A 15275-nucleotide genomic window follows, 5' to 3' on the forward strand; every position below is an offset into this window, starting at 1 on the left:
CACGGTGGTAGCCGCGCCGTTGTGTAGGAAAAACCCGCCTGGTCACTCCGGCATGCGCAACTCGTTGCCCTTTTCGATCGGCCGCAGACCATCCATCACCAGGCCGTAGCTGACGCGGTCGAAGGTGCGGAACACCATGACATGACCGACGAATTCCGCGGGCAGGATCACCTTCTTGCCGATGTCGCGATGCCAGCTGCTGCTTGCCACATCGTCGCTGATGGTCTGACCCGGTTGGTAGACCGAATAGGTCTGGCCGTTGTCGACACCGTCGCGCTTGCCGATCGACAGCGCCACCACCTGATGCGGACCGACCGCATCCATGGCATCGGTAAAGCCGATCACACGCGCGTCCGGGGCCACCGACTGTGGTGGATGCGGATAGTAGTAGGGATCGTAAGGCGCATCGTCGAGCGGCATGATGCGGTCACCGGCACGAATATCGACGGTGGAGTTCAACAACAGCAGCGTTGATGGGTCGCCCATGCGCAGCGTCTCCGCCGTGCCGATCACGCTGACTTCGACGCCGCGATCGTCGCCCTTACCGTAATGACCGTCATTGCGGGTATTTTCGTCCCACGGCGTTTTGAACAGTGCAACGTTATCGTCCAACTCGTGGGCAACCAGATCGCCCTTGCCCGATCCCTGCGCGTCAAAGCTGCGGAAGAAATGCGACGGCCGTACGATAGCCCACCGCTGGCCAGGCGCTCCCTGCAGACCGCGTACGTAAATATTTTGGCCTGGCGTGCTGCGCAGACGGCCCTCTTCCAGACCCACAACATACGGCGCGGTTTTGGCGGTGTTGGAATCGACCACCTCCATGTCCTTGAGGAAGGTCTGCAGTTCCGTCAGTGGAATCGCAGGAATCGCCTGACCTTCGGCGTGCACGCTGGGCTCGAGCCGCAGGCTCGGACCGCCTCCACCGTTGATGAAGGACAAGTTGAGCACATCGCCCGGATAGATCAGATGTGGATTGCGTACCTGCGGGTTGGCCTGCCAGATTTCCGGCCACAGCCATGGTTTGGCGAGGAACTTGGCGGAAATGGCCCAGAGCGTGTCGCCCCGCCGCACGGTGTAGCTGTCCGGATGATTGGCTCGCAGCTGGGCGCCCGCCGCATAGGCGGCCACAGTGACCAGCATGCCGGCCAGCAACACGGTAATTTTTCTGATCATTGGCGGGAATCCCCCTTCCCCAGATGCTCGGTCGAGTGTAACCGAACCGTTAACACGCGCAACAGGCGCGAATGGGCAAAAATCGTCTGCGCCCGGGCGTTTGCCGACGTACAATGAGAAACATTCTAGATCGCGTCGGGGTGGGTTTTTGACCAAGCCGCCCGCATCTCTCGGCGCCGAGGTGAAATCCATGTCCCTGCTTACCATCATTGAATTCCCCGACCCGCGCCTGCGTACCCGCGCCGAGCCGGTCACCGTGTTCGACGCCGAGCTGAAGCAGTTCGTCGCCGACCTGTTCGAAACCATGTACGACTCCAACGGCGTCGGCCTGGCGGCAACCCAGGTCAATGTCCACAAGCGCGTACTGGTCACCGACATGAGCGACGACCGCAATGAGCCGCTGGCGCTGATCAACGCGCAGATCCTGGAAAAAGACGGTTCGCAGGTCTACCAGGAAGGCTGCCTGTCGTTTCCCGGCCTGTATGCCGACGTGACCCGCGCGCTCAAGGTCAAGGTCAAGGCGCAGAACACGTCCGGTGAAGAAATCATCGTCGAAGCCGAAGGCCCGTTGGCCGTATGCATCCAGCATGAGATGGATCACCTGGAGGGCAAGGTGTTCGTCGACTATCTCTCCTCGCTGAAGCGCAACCTGCTGCTCAAGCGATTGGAAAAGGCGCGCAAGCAGGCGGCGACCGCTTGAATGAGCGTCCTCTGCGGTTGATCTTTGCCGGTACGCCCGATTTTGCCGTTCCCTGCTTCGAAGCCTGCCGCGCCAGCGGCGCCGAGGTGGTGGCCGTCTATACGCAGCCGGATCGGCCGGCTGGACGCGGCCGCAAGCTCACGCCCAGCCCGGTCAAGCAGGCGGCGCTGGCGGCGGGCATTACCGTCGAGCAGCCCGAATCGCTCAAGTCCACACAAGTGCGCCAGACGCTCGCGAGCTACCGTCCGGACCTGCTGATCGTCGTCGCCTACGGACTGATCCTCTCGCGCAAGGTGCTGGCAACGCCGCGCCTGGGCTGCTGGAACGTGCATGCCAGTCTGCTGCCGCGCTGGCGCGGTGCCGCGCCGATCCAGCGTGCGATCCTCGCCGGCGATAGCGAAAGCGGCGTCGACCTGATGCAGATGGAAGCCGGGCTAGACACCGGCCCGGTGATGCTGCAGCGGCGCACGCCGATCGCCTTCGATGAAACCGGCGGTAGCCTGCACGACCGTCTCTCCCTGCTCGGTGCCGACGTATTGGCCGAAGGCCTGCGCCGTACGCTGACCGGTGAGGCCATGGTCGCCACGCCGCAATCGGAAGACGGCGTGACCTATGCGCACAAGCTCGACAAGGCCGAGGCCCGGCTCGACGTTGCGCGCCCGGCGGCCGAACTGGAGCGCCAAGTTCGCGCCTTCAACCCCTGGCCCGTCGCCGAAGCCGAGGTGGCGGACGAGCCGCTGCGGATATGGGCCGCCCATGCCATCGATCGCGACCACAGCGCGTTGCCCGGTGCCGTGCTGGGCGCCAGTCGCGACGGTATCGACCTGGCCTGCGGTGAGGGTGTACTGCGCATCACCGCATTGCAGCGCGCTGGCGGCAAGCGCATCAGCGCAGCCGACTACCTCAACGCCCGCCCCGAACTGCGCGGCAGCCGATGACGGTCGACACCCGCGCGCTGGCCGCTCGATCGCTGGCCGAAGTGGCGATGCGCGGCGCTTCCCTGCGCGAAGTGATGGAGCGCAACGCGCCGAAGCTGCGCGACCCGCGCGACCGCGCGCTGCTGATGGCGCTGCTCAGCGAGGGCGCGCGCTGGTGGCTGCGCTTCGATGCGGCCATCGATCAGTTGCTGGAAAAATCCCTGCGGCACAAGGATCCGGCCATCCACGCGCTGCTGGTGCTGGGCCTGGTGCAGCTGGAAATCCTGCAGCTGCAGGATTACGCCGCCGTGGCGGCCACCGTCGAAGCCACCCGCGCGCTGAAGCGCCCGCAGCTGGCCGGGCTGGTCAACGCCGTGCTGCGACGCTGGCAACGCGAGCGCGAAAGCCTGATCGCCCGGCTCGATGCCAAACCGCAGACGCGGCATGCCCATCCCCAGTGGCTGGCGAAAGCACTCGCCCGCGACTGGCCGGCACAATCCGAGGCGGTCATGGCCGCCGACAATGTCGAGCCGCCGCTGATGCTGCGCGTCAATCGCCGCCGCATCGCACGCGACGCGCTGCTGACGCAGTTCGAGACGGCGGGCTATGCCGCCAGCAGCCACCCCTGGCTGGCGGATGCGCTGGTGCTGCCGCACAGCAGCGATGTCACGCGCATGCCAGGGTTCGAGGATGGGCTGTTCGCGGTGCAGGACGGCGCGGCCCAGGTCGCTGCCGATCTGGCCGACCTTAAGGACGGCATGCGCGTGCTCGATGCCTGCGCGGCGCCCGGCGGCAAAGCGTGCCATCTGCTCGAACGCGCGGACATCGATCTGACCGCCCTGGAGGTGGATGCGACGCGCGGCGAACGCATTCGCCAGAATCTGATGCGCCTGCGGCTGGATGCGAAAATCGTCATCGGCGACGCGGGCGCTCCCACCGGCTGGTGGAAGCGGCAGCCGTTCGATCGCATCCTGATCGACGCACCCTGCTCGGCCACCGGCGTGCTGCGCCGTCGGCCCGATGTTCGGCTGCATCGGCGCGAAAGCGATATCGCCGCCATGCACGAACAACAGCGCCGGATACTCTCGGCGCTGTGGCCGCTGCTGGCGCCGGGCGGACGGCTGGTCTACATCACCTGTTCGCTGCTGCGCGCGGAAAACGAGAGCATCGTGGGTGAGTTGATCGCCCAACAATCGGACGCGCAAGCGCTGGCATTCACGCTGCCCGTGGGGCACGCCGCGAACATCGGCTGGCAGATTCTTCCGGGCGACGGCGACTTGGACGGGATGTATTACGCCGTGGTGGAAAAGACGGTGGCCGCTACTCAGGATGGATCGGTCGAAGACGTTTGACCTTGCGTTTGCGCCGCCGCTAAGCGAAACCGAAGGCCGCTGCGCCCATGATGACGGTGCCGAGCCACGGCTGGCCAGCGCCGCGGTCAAATCAGTGCCGAAGACCCGGTCATTTCACCGATCGCCACAGCACCGCCAACCTCCGGCTATGCTCGCGTCCTTTCCCGATCGCCCAACGGAAGCCTCCACGCCGTGAAGCCCCTGTCCCACGCTCGTCCGCTCTGGCTGCGCAGTGCGCCGCGCGAGCTGCTGCTGTTCGGCGTGTTCGCCCTGCTGCTGCTCGGCGTCGGCATCGGCCTGCGCGACCCCTGGCCATCGGACGAGCCGCGCTTCGCGCTGGTGGCCCGGCTGATGGTGGAGCACGGGCAGTGGCTGTTTCCCCATCGTGGCGCCGAGCTGTATCCGGACAAGCCGCCGTTGTTCATGTGGCTGCAGGCGCTGGGTTATTTGCTCACCGGCAGCTGGCGCGTCGCCTTCATGCTGCCGTCGCTGGCCGCCGGGCTGGGCGCACTCGCGCTGACTTACGATCTGGCGCGCCGCCTCTGGAACCACCGCTGCGCACTGCTGGCGGCAGCCACGCTGCTGGTCACGATTCACTTCACCTACCAGATGCGCAATGCGCAGATCGATCCGCTCCTGCTGGGCTGGGTCACGCTGGCCAACTACGGCCTGCTGCGCCATCTGCTGTTGGGGCCTTCTTGGCGCTGGTTTGCCGTGGGTTGTTTCTTCGCCGGCGTCGGCGTGGCCACCAAGGGCGTCGGGGTGATCGCCCTGCTGATGCTGATTCCCTATGCCGTCGCCCGGCGTGGCCACTGGCAGCACATCGCCTGGCCCACCGGCGGCTGGCGCTGGGCCGGTGGACTGGTGATGTTCTTCGTGCCGATCCTCGGTTGGCTCGTGCCGATGCTGCTGGTCGCGCATGCCGACGGCGATGTGCAGCATGCCGAGTACGTGCGCAACATCCTTTTCGGCCAGACCGTGCATCGCTACGCAGCGCCGAGTGGGCATTTCCATTCGCCGTTTTATTTCCTCGGCATCATCGTGATCGACTGGCTGCCGCTGTCGCTGCTGCTGCCCTGGGCGCTGCCTGCCTGGTGGCGCAGGCTGAAGCGCCGCGACGCGCGCTTACTGTTGCCGCTCGGCTGGGTTGTGCTGATCCTGCTGTTTTTTTCGATCAGCCCGGGCAAGCGCGATGTCTACATCCTGCCCGCACTGCCGATGACGGCGCTGGCGCTGGCGCCGCTGCTGCCGGGCCTGCTGCGCATACGCGGCGTTCGTGCCCTGATCTTCGTGCTGACCCTGCTGCTGAGCGCGGGCATCGGCAGCGCCGCGGCGCTGGCGCTGGCATGGCATCCGGCGTGGGCCGTGCCGTTCGAGCAGAGCCTGGATCCGCATATCTGGTGGCTGCTGCTGAGCATCGGACTGGCCGGCCTCGTCATCGTCGCACTGACGCGCGTGCGTCGCGCCGCGATCGGCTGGCTGGCATTCGCCACCGTGCTGTGGAGCGTCTACGGACTATGGGGTTATCCGATGCTCAACGGCGACCGCTCGGCCAGCGACGTGATGCAGCGTGCCCGCGCCATCGCCGGGCCGCAGGCCACCATAGGCCTGCTCGCCTGGAAGGAGCAGAACCTGCTGATGACGCAAGGGCCGGTGGCGGAATTCGGCTTCCTCAAGCCGTGGCCCGAGCAGTACGCCGACGCCACCGCCTGGCAACGCGCCGCCCGGTCACAGCGCTGGATATTCAGCCTCGATACCGCGATGGGCCAGTGCGTCGATCGCAAGAAAGCCACTTACGTGGGCCACGCCAATCGCCGCGAATGGTGGTTGTTCAAGGCCGATGCGGTGCTGCCCGGCTGTGTGCCGCACAGTGGCGAAAACAACGACAACGATGCCGAGTAAGACTCAACGATTGGCCAGCAAGTCGGCGTAGGCTGCCTCGGTACGTGCCACGAACCGATCCAGACCAAATTCGTTCTGCGCACGCTCGCGCGCGGCCGCTCCCATCCGCGCCAGGTCAGCTCGCTGCTCCAGCAGGCGCTGCAAACAGTCGGCCATGGCTTGATGGTTGCGCGGCGGCACCAGCCAGCCGTCCAGTTCGGGGCGGATGTTTTCCGGCAGGCCGGCGTAGTCGCTGACCAGCACGGGCTTGCCCATCGCCATCATTTCGCGGCAGGCAAAGGAAATGGTCTCGACGTCCCACGACAGCACAAAGCCTGCATCGATAGCCGCCAGCGCCGGCCGCACATCGTCGAGCAGGCCGGGGAAATGCACCTGATCACTCAAGTCCAGCTCGGCAATGCGCTGCTCGATGGCGGCGTCCGGCAAGCGTCCGGCGACCAGCAGATGCACCAGAGCGCGCCGCGCGGGCGGCAACAGTGCCAGCGCCTCGACCAGATCCATCCAGCCCTTGTAGTTGGCCGTACCCGCGTTGCTGCCGAGCAGCAGCGCCGTCCGATCGCCGAGCCAGCGTCGGCGCTGCGCGATCGCCTCGGCGTTCGGCCAGGGCGTGAAATGATCGATGTCGACGCCGTTGTGCACGGTAGCCAGCAGACAGCGTCGATATGCCGAGGCCGCCAGCGCGCGGTAGGTGAAGTCGCACACGGCAATCACCATGTCGGTGCCGCGTCGGGCGCGCCACCAGTGCCCCAGGCCGGTCATCGGTTTGGAGTTGTGCTTGGTCAGGACGATTCGCGGACGCCGCCGCCATCCACGCAGGGCCGCCATGACGAGGCGATGATCGGCCGAGCCATTGACGTGGACCAGATCGAAATCGCTCCCGCGCAGCAAGCCGGCCAGCTGCCTGCACGCGCGTCGGCGGGCGGCCAGCCTGTTCAGCCCATTTGGAAACGGTTGTGCCCACGCACGAAGGCCGGTCTCGCCGCTGGCCTCACGGTAAAGCCGGCTTGCCGGCGGCGCCGCCACATGCACTTCGTGGCGTGTCGCAAGAGCCGTGGCCAACGTCATTACATACGTGGTGTGGCCGCCCCCGTCACCCTCGTGGAAATTGGTGAACAGGATTTTCAAGGCAGCGACCCTTGCAAGCGAGGCGAACGCCTACGCTGGAGAATGGACTAGGCAAACAACATGAACGCGACTGTTATCACATCGAGACGTGTTGCCCGTCGCACGGTCTGCCTAAAGTACCATGCCCAAACTCAAGGCTAGTGCTGAAGACCTCAAACCCTTCGTGCAGCACAGGGAGATGGCTTAACCGGAAAGGAGAGGGCGTGGACGCAAGATCGAACGCATGGTGGGTTGGCTCGTTATCCGTGCTGGTGGCCCTGATGCCGCTCTCGTTCTCCGTCCCCTTGCGGGTGAAAGCGCTACCCGCGCTGATACTGCTTATCGCTGGCTTGATTCTGCTCTTCAGCCGAAGAGCCACACGGCACAGTTACCGGGCGGCCTGGCCGATCGTCGCCGTTTGCGCCCTGGCCGTCGTCTACACGGCTTTGAACATCCTCGGCCACGGGTTGGGATGGGATGCGTTCGATCTACCGTCGCACATCCTGCTCTACCTGGGCACCGCAGCCGTTTTCAGTCTGCCGCTGCGCACGCGCTGGGTCTGGTTCGGCTTTAGCGCCACCGCAATCTTTCTGGGTGGCGTGTGCATCGTGCAGCACTTCGTGCTCAGAATCGATCGGGCTTTCGGCCTCAACGGTGGCGATTGGGGAGCGATCGAATTCGCGATGGTGCTGCTGGTGCTTTCGCTGAGCGGATGGCTGCAGCTTTTCTACGCGAATGGCCGCTTCTTCGAGAAAACCGTGCACAGCCTGGGTGCGATGCTAGGCATGTATGGCGCGATGCTGACCCAGAGCCGGGGGCCGCTGCTGGCATTCATACCCGTACTGCTGTTCATGCTGGTGATTTATGGCCGCCGCACCGGCCGCTGGATGTGTGCGTCGCTCTTGCTTGTGGCGATCGTCGTCGGCGGCGCCCTGGCGGCGAACAGCGTACATAACGTCAGCGTTCCGGCTCCAACTTCAGCGGCCGTCGTCAGCCCGATGCCAGCGGCGAAAGCATCGGCCACGGGAAGCACCGATGCCGTACTCGAAAGGCCCGCGGCCTCGGCGCCCTCCGTCAAACCGTCCGTGGCCGCCAGCAACGTGTCCGTCTTTGTGAAGCGATTTGCCGACGTGGGCTCGGAGATGACCAGCTACGACTCCAAGACCTCCGCCCGTGGCGCCATCCGCGAACGGCTTGAGATGTGGCATACGGCGGGTCACGCGTTCCTGGACCATCCGCTGGCTGGGGTGGGTATCGACCAGTTCGGGGTTTACGCACGCCAGCAGGTGGCTGAAGGCCATGCCAACGCCGCCATCGTGAAATACGAACACCCGCACAACGAATATCTTGAGGCGGCGGCAACGGGCGGTGTGCCGGGTCTGCTGGTTATTTTGCTGATTTTTGCCGTGCCCTTCATTCATTTTACCCGTCACGCGCTGCATGCGCCCCACAGCGAGATGATTCCCGCATGCGTGGGCGTCGCCACAGTCAGCATGTACGCATTGTGCGGATTGACCGACAACGTCTTCTATCGCGCCATGCCACATTCCCTGTACTTCTTCCTCGTACTGGGCTTGGCGATTTGGCTCGGCAAACGCAAATCATCAACGGAGGTTGCGCCGATTGTCTGACCAGACGCCACGGACGTGCATCAACCTGATCGGCTGGGACAACGGCCGTGGTCTGAGTCACGACCTGCGCCTTTTGCGCGAAACGCTCACGCTGCAGGGCCACGATGTGCACATAACCTCGGTCGGCCCGAAACGCCGCCGCTGGACGCTGCGTGCGCTGTGGATTCGCCTGCAGTTGCTGAGGCAGTCGCTGCAGCGTGGTGATGGCATGCGCTGGAAGTTCGACGTCAACATCATGCTGGAGCATGTTCAACCGGCCTACTTTTCCACCGCACATCGAAACTTTTTCATCCCCAATCCGGAATGGCTGTCCAAACGGGACGAACGGCATCTGCACCGCTTCGAGGCGATGCTTGCCAAAACCAGGGTAGCCGCTACGACGTTTCAGGCACGCGGCTTGCCGACCCGCTATATCGGCTTTCGCAGCACGGATTGCCTGATACCGGAAATGCCACGGCAGCCGCACTTTCTGCATTTGGCGGGCGCCAGCCGCATGAAAGGCACGGCGCGGCTGCTGGCGGTGTGGCGTCGTCATCCGGAATGGCCACCATTGCTGGTGCTGCAATCCCCGCAGACAGCCCAGGGCATGCCCACCACGCCGGATCGAGACAACGTGCGCCATCGTGTGGCCACCTTGCGCAACATCGAAGAAATCCGTCGTCTGCAGAACAGCCATCTATTCCACTTGTGTCTGTCCGAGGCCGAAGGCTGGGGTCATTACATTGCCGAGGCGATGAGCTGCGGCGCAGTGGCGATCACCTGCGATGCGCCGCCGATGAATGAACTCGTGCGCCCGGACCGAGGCCTGCTGGTAGCGGCCAGCGCCGCCGGCCCGTTAAATGCGGCGACCCGCTATCACTTTGACGAGACGGCCCTCGAAGCCGCCGTCGAACGCGCGTGCGGTATGGATTCGGCCCAATACAAGGCGCTGGGCGCGGCCGCGCGTCGCTGGTTCGAGAGCAATCAGCAGCGCTTCGGTAAGCTGCTGCAGGAAGCGCTGCTGCCTCAGCTGCAGGACGAGCGCGCCACCGTTCCGTGGCAGAGCGCAAAGTCGACCGGCAAGTAGGCGTGAGCCGTTACCTGAGCAGGTCAGCCGCTCTTGAGCAGGCCCGACGCTCTGGATCCGAACAAAATCGCCAGCATGTGCTCGACGCGTTTCCACCATGGCGCATGTCCGCGCATGGACAACGCCGCGTAGCGCTTGGTTTCAGCCCAAAACGGGTCGGGTTTGGTCTTGTATTCCAGCTTGGACAGCTCGATGCACGATTCATCCAGCCCGGCGACCCGCGCGTAGTAGCCGATCAACCCGCGTGAGCGCAAACGGTTGATGTAAGCCACCGAAGCACTGCGATTGGACCACCAGCCGTTCTTTCCGTGAATGCGATAATCCACGCAACCGGTCGGTAGATAATACTTTTTGGCGCCCAGCACGCTGGCGCCGAACACCAGACAGTTGTCGGCCGAAAGGCGCCAGGTTTCGCGGAAACTGTCGGGTACATCGACCACTTTCCTGGCCCAGCTGGCGCGCATCGACAACGCCGAGGTCGGCGCACCGTACCAGCGGGTGAGCGCATAGGTGATCACCGCGGTGTAGCCAAGGTCGACGGCGCAGCGATGAAAGCCCACCACCTTGTTCTCTTCGCCGAAATGCTTCATGTCGGTAAAGACGAAATCGACATCGCGGCGGTTGTCGTAGAGCTCGCCCAGGCGCGCGAGATAGTCGGGAGCCCAGCGATCGTCGGAATCCAGAAAGCACACGACGTCGGCATCGACCCGCGCCACGCCTCGCTGGAACGCCTCCAGCTGGCCGCCATTGCTGCCGCAGATAAGCAGCACCCGTTCGTCGCTACCGAAGTGCTCGCGCAGCAAAACATCCGAGCCGTCGGTAGAGCCATCGTCGACCACGATGACCTGAACCGGCTTGCGGCTCTGCGCCAACGCGCTCTGCACCGCCTCGATCACGAAGTCGCGATAGTTATAGCTGGTGACGACCACCGCAAAGCTCGTCGCTGGCTGGCTCATGCAAACATTCCCAACAACAACTCGGCGAAAAAAAATCGATGGCGCAGCGAACCGACGCGGACGCAGAGGATAATCCGGCTGGCAAAGGTGCTCATCGGCGGGCATTCTCCCATGGTCAACGCCGGTGTCCGGCCGGCGGGCGCGGCGCTACGGGTAAAGTTTCGTCAACGGTGATGACGGCAGGCCTGCATCATACCTAACCGGGAAGCCGGCAACCGGCTTCGCCGCGGACCACCCCTGGGTCGATCGGCTAGAATCCGCCGCATGGCCGCCCTCCCGCTCACCCTCGTCGTCATCACCCACAACGAGGCCGATGCCATCGCGCGCTGTCTGGACAGCGTACCGTTTGCGGCCGAGAAACTGGTGGTCGACAGCGGCAGCGATGACGACACGGTGGCGATCGCGCAGGCGCATGGCGCGCGCGTGGTCCATCAGGACTGGCTCGGTTTCGGCGCCCAGCGCAATTTTGCCACCACGCAGTGCAGCCACGCGTGGATACTCGCACTGGACGCCGACGAAACGCTGACGCCAGAACTGGCCGCCGAACTGCAACAGCGGCTGCCCGCGTTGATGGCAGGCAAAACCCCTGCTGCCTACCTGCGCCGCAGCACGATCTACATGGGCCGCGCGATGCGCTGGTACCGTCCGGCCGTCGGTGAAAAACTCGCGCGCCTGTACCATCGCGACCGCGCCCGCTGGACCGATGCCCGCGTGCACGAGTCGCTGCGCTTCGACGGCGAGGCGCCAACCTTCCGTGCCCCGTTTCATCACATCAACAACCCGACCCTTCCGCACAAGCAGCTCAAGGTGCTGCGCTATGCCGAGCTGAAATGCCGCGACTGGCTGGAGAAGGGCAAGCCGGTGCGGATGTGGCAGGCGCCGTTCGTGTTTGCGCTGGCCTTCATCAAGGACTACTTTTTTCGGCTGGCGTTCCTCGACGGCTGGCGCGGTTTCATGATCGCCCACACCGCGGCTAGCTACGCGATCTACAAGCGCATGCGCTATTACGAAATGCGCCGCAATCCGGAGTCGGTGGATCGGGCGGCCAAACTTCTCACTCGCCACGGCATCGATCGTTGATGAGCAACACGACCTCTTCCATTTCGTCCGCGGCGGTAGCGCCAAAGCACTACCTGCTGTATGGCTCCGAGCGCTATGCGCTGGCGATTCTTCGTCCCGTGCAGCAGGCCATCCGCGCGCGCGGCCACGAGGCGGCCTGGTTTTTCGACGGCCCCGGCGCCGAGGATCTGGTCGACGGCGAACGCCTGCTCACGGTAGAAGAAGTGCGCGCGTGGAATCCGATCGCGGTGATCACCTCCAGCAATCACCTGCCGCATTTCTTTCCCGGCGTGAAGGTGGAAACCTTCCACGGGTTCGATGCCGGCAAGCCCCGGCATGTCTACGTGCGCGGCTTCTTCGACCTGTACTGCACCACCGGCCCGCGCGATACCAAGGCCTTTGGCGAAGTTGCCGCCAAGCTCGGCCATTTTACGGTAACCGAAACCGGCTGGCCCAAACTGGACCCGTTCATGCGCGAGATCGCAGGCGCGCTGCCCGCGGTGCGCGAACCGCCGGTGATCCTCTATCACTCGACGTTTTCGCCTTCCTGGAGCGCCGCCGACACGCTGTATGAAGAAGTGAAGCGGCTCTCGCGGGACGGCCGCTGGCGCTGGATCGTCACCTTTCATCCAAAGATGAATCCGGAAACCCGTGCGCGTTACAAGGCGCTGCAGAACGAGTATCTGCGTTTCGCCGAGAACGACAATATTCTCGACCTGTTTCCGCAGGTCGACATGATGTGTTCGGATACCTCGTCGGCGCTGAGCGAATTCCTGCTCACCGGCAAGCCGGTGGTGACCTTCAAGAATCGCCGGCCCGGGCCGCAGCTGATCGACATCGACGACCCCGCGCAGTTCGAACCGGCGATCGAGCGCGCGCTGGCCAGGCCGCCGGAGCTGATGCAGGCGATTCGCGAATTCGCCGACGCGATCCATCCCTATCGCGACGGTCGCTCCAGCGAACGGGTGCTCGATGCGATCGACGCATTCATCGCTGCCGGCGGACGCAACCGTCGGCCGAAACCGTGGAATCCGTGGCGCAAACTGAAGCTGCGCCGGCGCATCGGTTACTGGGGGCCGGCGTGAATCACACCGGCCCTTCCCCGCAATAAACGTGAACAAGGTCACGCAGGCTAGAATCCTCCCTTGAACCCACACGAGCACGCCTGTGTCCCCGAGCGCCAATAGCCGTACCGAAACCCTGCGCGCGCTCTGGCCGTGGCTGCCGCTGTGGACCCTGGTAGCACTGCTGGCGATTTTTTCGCACGGTCCCATGCCGCTGTACTCCACCCGCACGCTGGCCGTGGCGTGGGAGATGTGGAGTCACAGCCACTGGCTGGTGCCGACCATCAACGGCGAGCCATACAGCGAAAAAGCACCGCTGCTGTTCTGGCTGATCCACGCCGGCTGGTTTGTCTTCGGCGTCAGCGACGTGTGGCCGCGCGTGCTCGAAGTGCTGGTCGGCGGCACGCAGCTGGTGCTGGTGTCCGCGCTGGCGCGTCGGCTGTTTCCAAACCGTCCGTGGATCGCCAGGGGCGCCCCCTGGATGCTGCTGGCGCTGAGTTACGCGTTTCTGTTCGGCCAGCAGATCATGTACGACGTGCTGCTGGCGGTATGGGCGCTGGCTGCGCTGCTGTGCCTCACGCCGAAGATCGATCGCGCCGAGCCGCGCTGGCTGCTGTTCGGTTTGTGCATCGGCGCCGGTCTGCTGACCAAGGGGCCGGTGATGTTGCTTCACGTGCTGTTTCCCTGGTTGCTCGGGCCGCTGTGGAACGCCTGGGCGCGCGAACATCGCGCACGCTGGTACGGCCGCGGCCTGCTCGCCGTGCTGCTTGGCGGCGCGGTACTGCTGGCCTGGGCGCTGCCGGCTGGTTTTTCCGGCGGTGAGGCGTATCGGCAGCGGCTGTTCTTTACCCAGACCGCCGGCCGCGTGGTGAAAGGGTTGCAGCATGCTCAGCCGCTGCAGAGCCACGCGCATCCGTCGTGGTGGTATCTGATCTATCTGCCGGTGCTGATGTTTCCTTTCAGCGCGTGGCCGCGGGCCAGCGTCGCCCTGGTAATCGCCCTGCTTCAAAAGCCCTGGCGCAGCGGCATGCCACTCGCACTGGCGCTGATGGCAGTTGCGGGGCTCGGCCTGCTTTCTTTGCTGGCGTTTCACTGGCACGCGCCGCAGCTGGAGCATCTGCTCATGCTGCTCTTGCTGGTGCCACTGCTGGTGGCACTGCTGCGTCAGCCGCTGGAGCCCGGACTGCATTTTCTGCTGTGCTGGCTGCTGCCGACCTTTCTGGTTTTTTCGTTGATCAGCGGCAAGCAGGCGTATTACCCGCTGCCCGAATTTGGCGGCGGTGTGATGCTGATCGCCGCGGCCGTCGCCATATTGCGCGAGCGGCGCCCGGTGCTGGCCGACAACCCGTGGCTGGGCACCTGGCCGCTCGGCATCGGCGGGATACTTTTTGCGGCTTTCCTGTTTGCACTGCCCAACCTGGTGGCGGGCAACCATCTGCATGGGGAGTGGTTCGACGGTGCTGCCGCGTACAGCCGTTCGTTCGGCGTGGCGTTTTTGCTGCTCGGCGGGCTGCTGCTGGTGCGCGGCCGTGGCGAAATGCGCCGGCTTGCGGTGGCCGGCCTGCTCGCCACGCTTGCGCTCAATACGCTGTTCACGCTCGCTCTGTGGCCGAAGTACGATCTGGCACCGTCGTCGCGGCTGCTGGGCGAAGCCGATATCGCGCAACATCCCATCGGCTACGTCGGCAATTACGACGGCCAGTTCCATTTCGAAGGGCGCCTGCTGCACCCGATTACCGAGCTTTTCGGTGAGCAGGCTGTCAGGGATTTTGCCCGCGCGCACCCGGACGGCCTGATCGTCGATCACCCGGAAAAACTCGACGCACAAGCGCTGCGCTATGCACTGCTGGTCCAGCCGTTCCGCTCGTCGTGGATGGTGATCTGGCCGGCCACGTCGCTGGCCGATGTGTACTCGGGACGTTCGCCGCCCGAACTCTCCCAACCCCCCCGGATCTATCCGGTTCCGGAAGGTCGCTATCGGTCGCAGCCTTGAGCCTTCGCGCTGATGAATGAAGAACGCATTGCCAGCCTGCGCCTGCAGTGCGGGGGCCCACGCGACGGCGCGCTGCTGCGTTTTTCGCTGGGCAGCGCGCTGCTGGGTGATGGCGACACCCGTGCAGCGATGGATGAATTGAGACGCGCCGTCGCGTTTGACCCGACCTACTCGGCCGCTTGGAAGCTGTTGGGCAAAGCTTGCTTGGATGCAGCCGAGCCGGAGGCGGCAGCCGAAGCGTGGCGCAGCGGGATGGTTGCCGCGGCAAAACGCGGCGATAAGCAGGCCGAAAAAGAGATGGCCGTGTTCCTGCGTCGGCTGGAAAAAACCAAGCCGCCGGAACGTTAACGCGAACCGG

At 64.7% G+C, this 15275-nt stretch carries 13 protein-coding genes; 10 read left to right on the forward strand and 3 right to left on the reverse strand.

Annotated elements, in window-relative coordinates; translation table 11 throughout:
- Positions 1 to 42: 42 nt before the first annotated feature.
- Entirely contained in the window at positions 43 to 1173 is a 1131-nt protein-coding gene (locus tag HDE78_RS09755) for a LysM peptidoglycan-binding domain-containing protein (protein WP_179478741.1), read from the reverse strand.
- 190 nt (positions 1174 to 1363) lie between these two features.
- Here HDE78_RS09755 and def point away from each other — a divergent pair, with 190 nt between their 5' ends.
- The 4 genes from def (at position 1364) to HDE78_RS09775 (ending at position 6044) form a co-directional block, all read left to right on the forward strand.
- Positions 1364 to 1873, forward strand: coding sequence for a peptide deformylase (gene def / locus HDE78_RS09760; RefSeq protein ID WP_179478743.1), 510 nt, complete (start codon positions 1364 to 1366; stop codon positions 1871 to 1873).
- Positions 1870 to 2811: a methionyl-tRNA formyltransferase gene (fmt, locus tag HDE78_RS09765; RefSeq protein WP_179478745.1), complete on the forward strand. Its 942-nt coding sequence runs from the start codon at positions 1870 to 1872 to the stop codon at positions 2809 to 2811. Before def ends, fmt begins: the two co-directional genes overlap by 4 nt.
- Positions 2808 to 4142 (forward strand): 16S rRNA (cytosine(967)-C(5))-methyltransferase RsmB, encoded by a 1335-nt coding sequence (gene rsmB, locus HDE78_RS09770; protein ID WP_179478747.1) that lies wholly within the window; start codon positions 2808 to 2810, stop codon positions 4140 to 4142. The genes fmt and rsmB overlap by 4 nt, the downstream gene beginning before the upstream one ends.
- A 192-nt stretch (positions 4143 to 4334) precedes the next feature.
- Entirely contained in the window at positions 4335 to 6044 is a 1710-nt protein-coding gene (locus HDE78_RS09775) for a glycosyltransferase family 39 protein (protein ID WP_179478749.1), read from the forward strand.
- Positions 6045 to 6047: 3 nt separating this feature from the next.
- On the opposite strand, the gene HDE78_RS09780 is transcribed toward HDE78_RS09775, so the two are convergent.
- Complete coding sequence (locus HDE78_RS09780; RefSeq protein WP_179478751.1) at positions 6048 to 7169, reverse strand: glycosyltransferase family 4 protein; 1122 nt, start codon at positions 7167 to 7169, stop codon at positions 6048 to 6050.
- Positions 7170 to 7414: 245 nt separating this feature from the next.
- Between HDE78_RS09780 and HDE78_RS09785 the strand changes: the two genes are divergently transcribed.
- Positions 7415 to 8779 (forward strand): O-antigen ligase family protein, encoded by a 1365-nt coding sequence (locus tag HDE78_RS09785; protein ID WP_179478753.1) that lies wholly within the window; start codon positions 7415 to 7417, stop codon positions 8777 to 8779.
- The gene (locus HDE78_RS09790) at positions 8772 to 9845 is read left to right on the forward strand and encodes a glycosyltransferase (protein WP_255457735.1); all 1074 of its coding nucleotides are present in this window, start codon (positions 8772 to 8774) and stop codon (positions 9843 to 9845) included. The genes HDE78_RS09785 and HDE78_RS09790 overlap by 8 nt, the downstream gene beginning before the upstream one ends.
- Positions 9846 to 9868: 23 nt before the next feature.
- On the opposite strand, the gene HDE78_RS09795 is transcribed toward HDE78_RS09790, so the two are convergent.
- Positions 9869 to 10801 (reverse strand): glycosyltransferase family 2 protein, encoded by a 933-nt coding sequence (locus HDE78_RS09795; RefSeq protein ID WP_179478755.1) that lies wholly within the window; start codon positions 10799 to 10801, stop codon positions 9869 to 9871.
- Positions 10802 to 11065: 264 nt separating this feature from the next.
- Here HDE78_RS09795 and HDE78_RS09800 point away from each other — a divergent pair, with 264 nt between their 5' ends.
- The 4 genes from HDE78_RS09800 to HDE78_RS09815 all read left to right on the forward strand — a co-directional run bounded on the left by HDE78_RS09800 (position 11066) and on the right by HDE78_RS09815 (position 15265).
- Positions 11066 to 11881 (forward strand): glycosyltransferase family 2 protein, encoded by an 816-nt coding sequence (locus HDE78_RS09800; protein ID WP_179478757.1) that lies wholly within the window; start codon positions 11066 to 11068, stop codon positions 11879 to 11881.
- Positions 11881 to 12945 (forward strand): CDP-glycerol glycerophosphotransferase family protein, encoded by a 1065-nt coding sequence (locus HDE78_RS09805; protein WP_179478759.1) that lies wholly within the window; start codon positions 11881 to 11883, stop codon positions 12943 to 12945. Before HDE78_RS09800 ends, HDE78_RS09805 begins: the two co-directional genes overlap by 1 nt.
- An 82-nt stretch (positions 12946 to 13027) precedes the next feature.
- Positions 13028 to 14917, forward strand: coding sequence for a glycosyltransferase family 39 protein (locus HDE78_RS09810; RefSeq protein ID WP_179478761.1), 1890 nt, complete (start codon positions 13028 to 13030; stop codon positions 14915 to 14917).
- A gap of 12 nt (positions 14918 to 14929) precedes the next feature.
- Positions 14930 to 15265, forward strand: a complete 336-nt coding sequence (locus HDE78_RS09815; protein WP_179478763.1) for a tetratricopeptide repeat protein — start codon at positions 14930 to 14932, stop codon at positions 15263 to 15265.
- Positions 15266 to 15275: the final 10 nt, after the last annotated feature.

The organism is Rhodanobacter sp. K2T2 (assembly GCF_013408815.1).
Lineage (GTDB): Bacteria > Pseudomonadota > Gammaproteobacteria > Xanthomonadales > Rhodanobacteraceae > Rhodanobacter.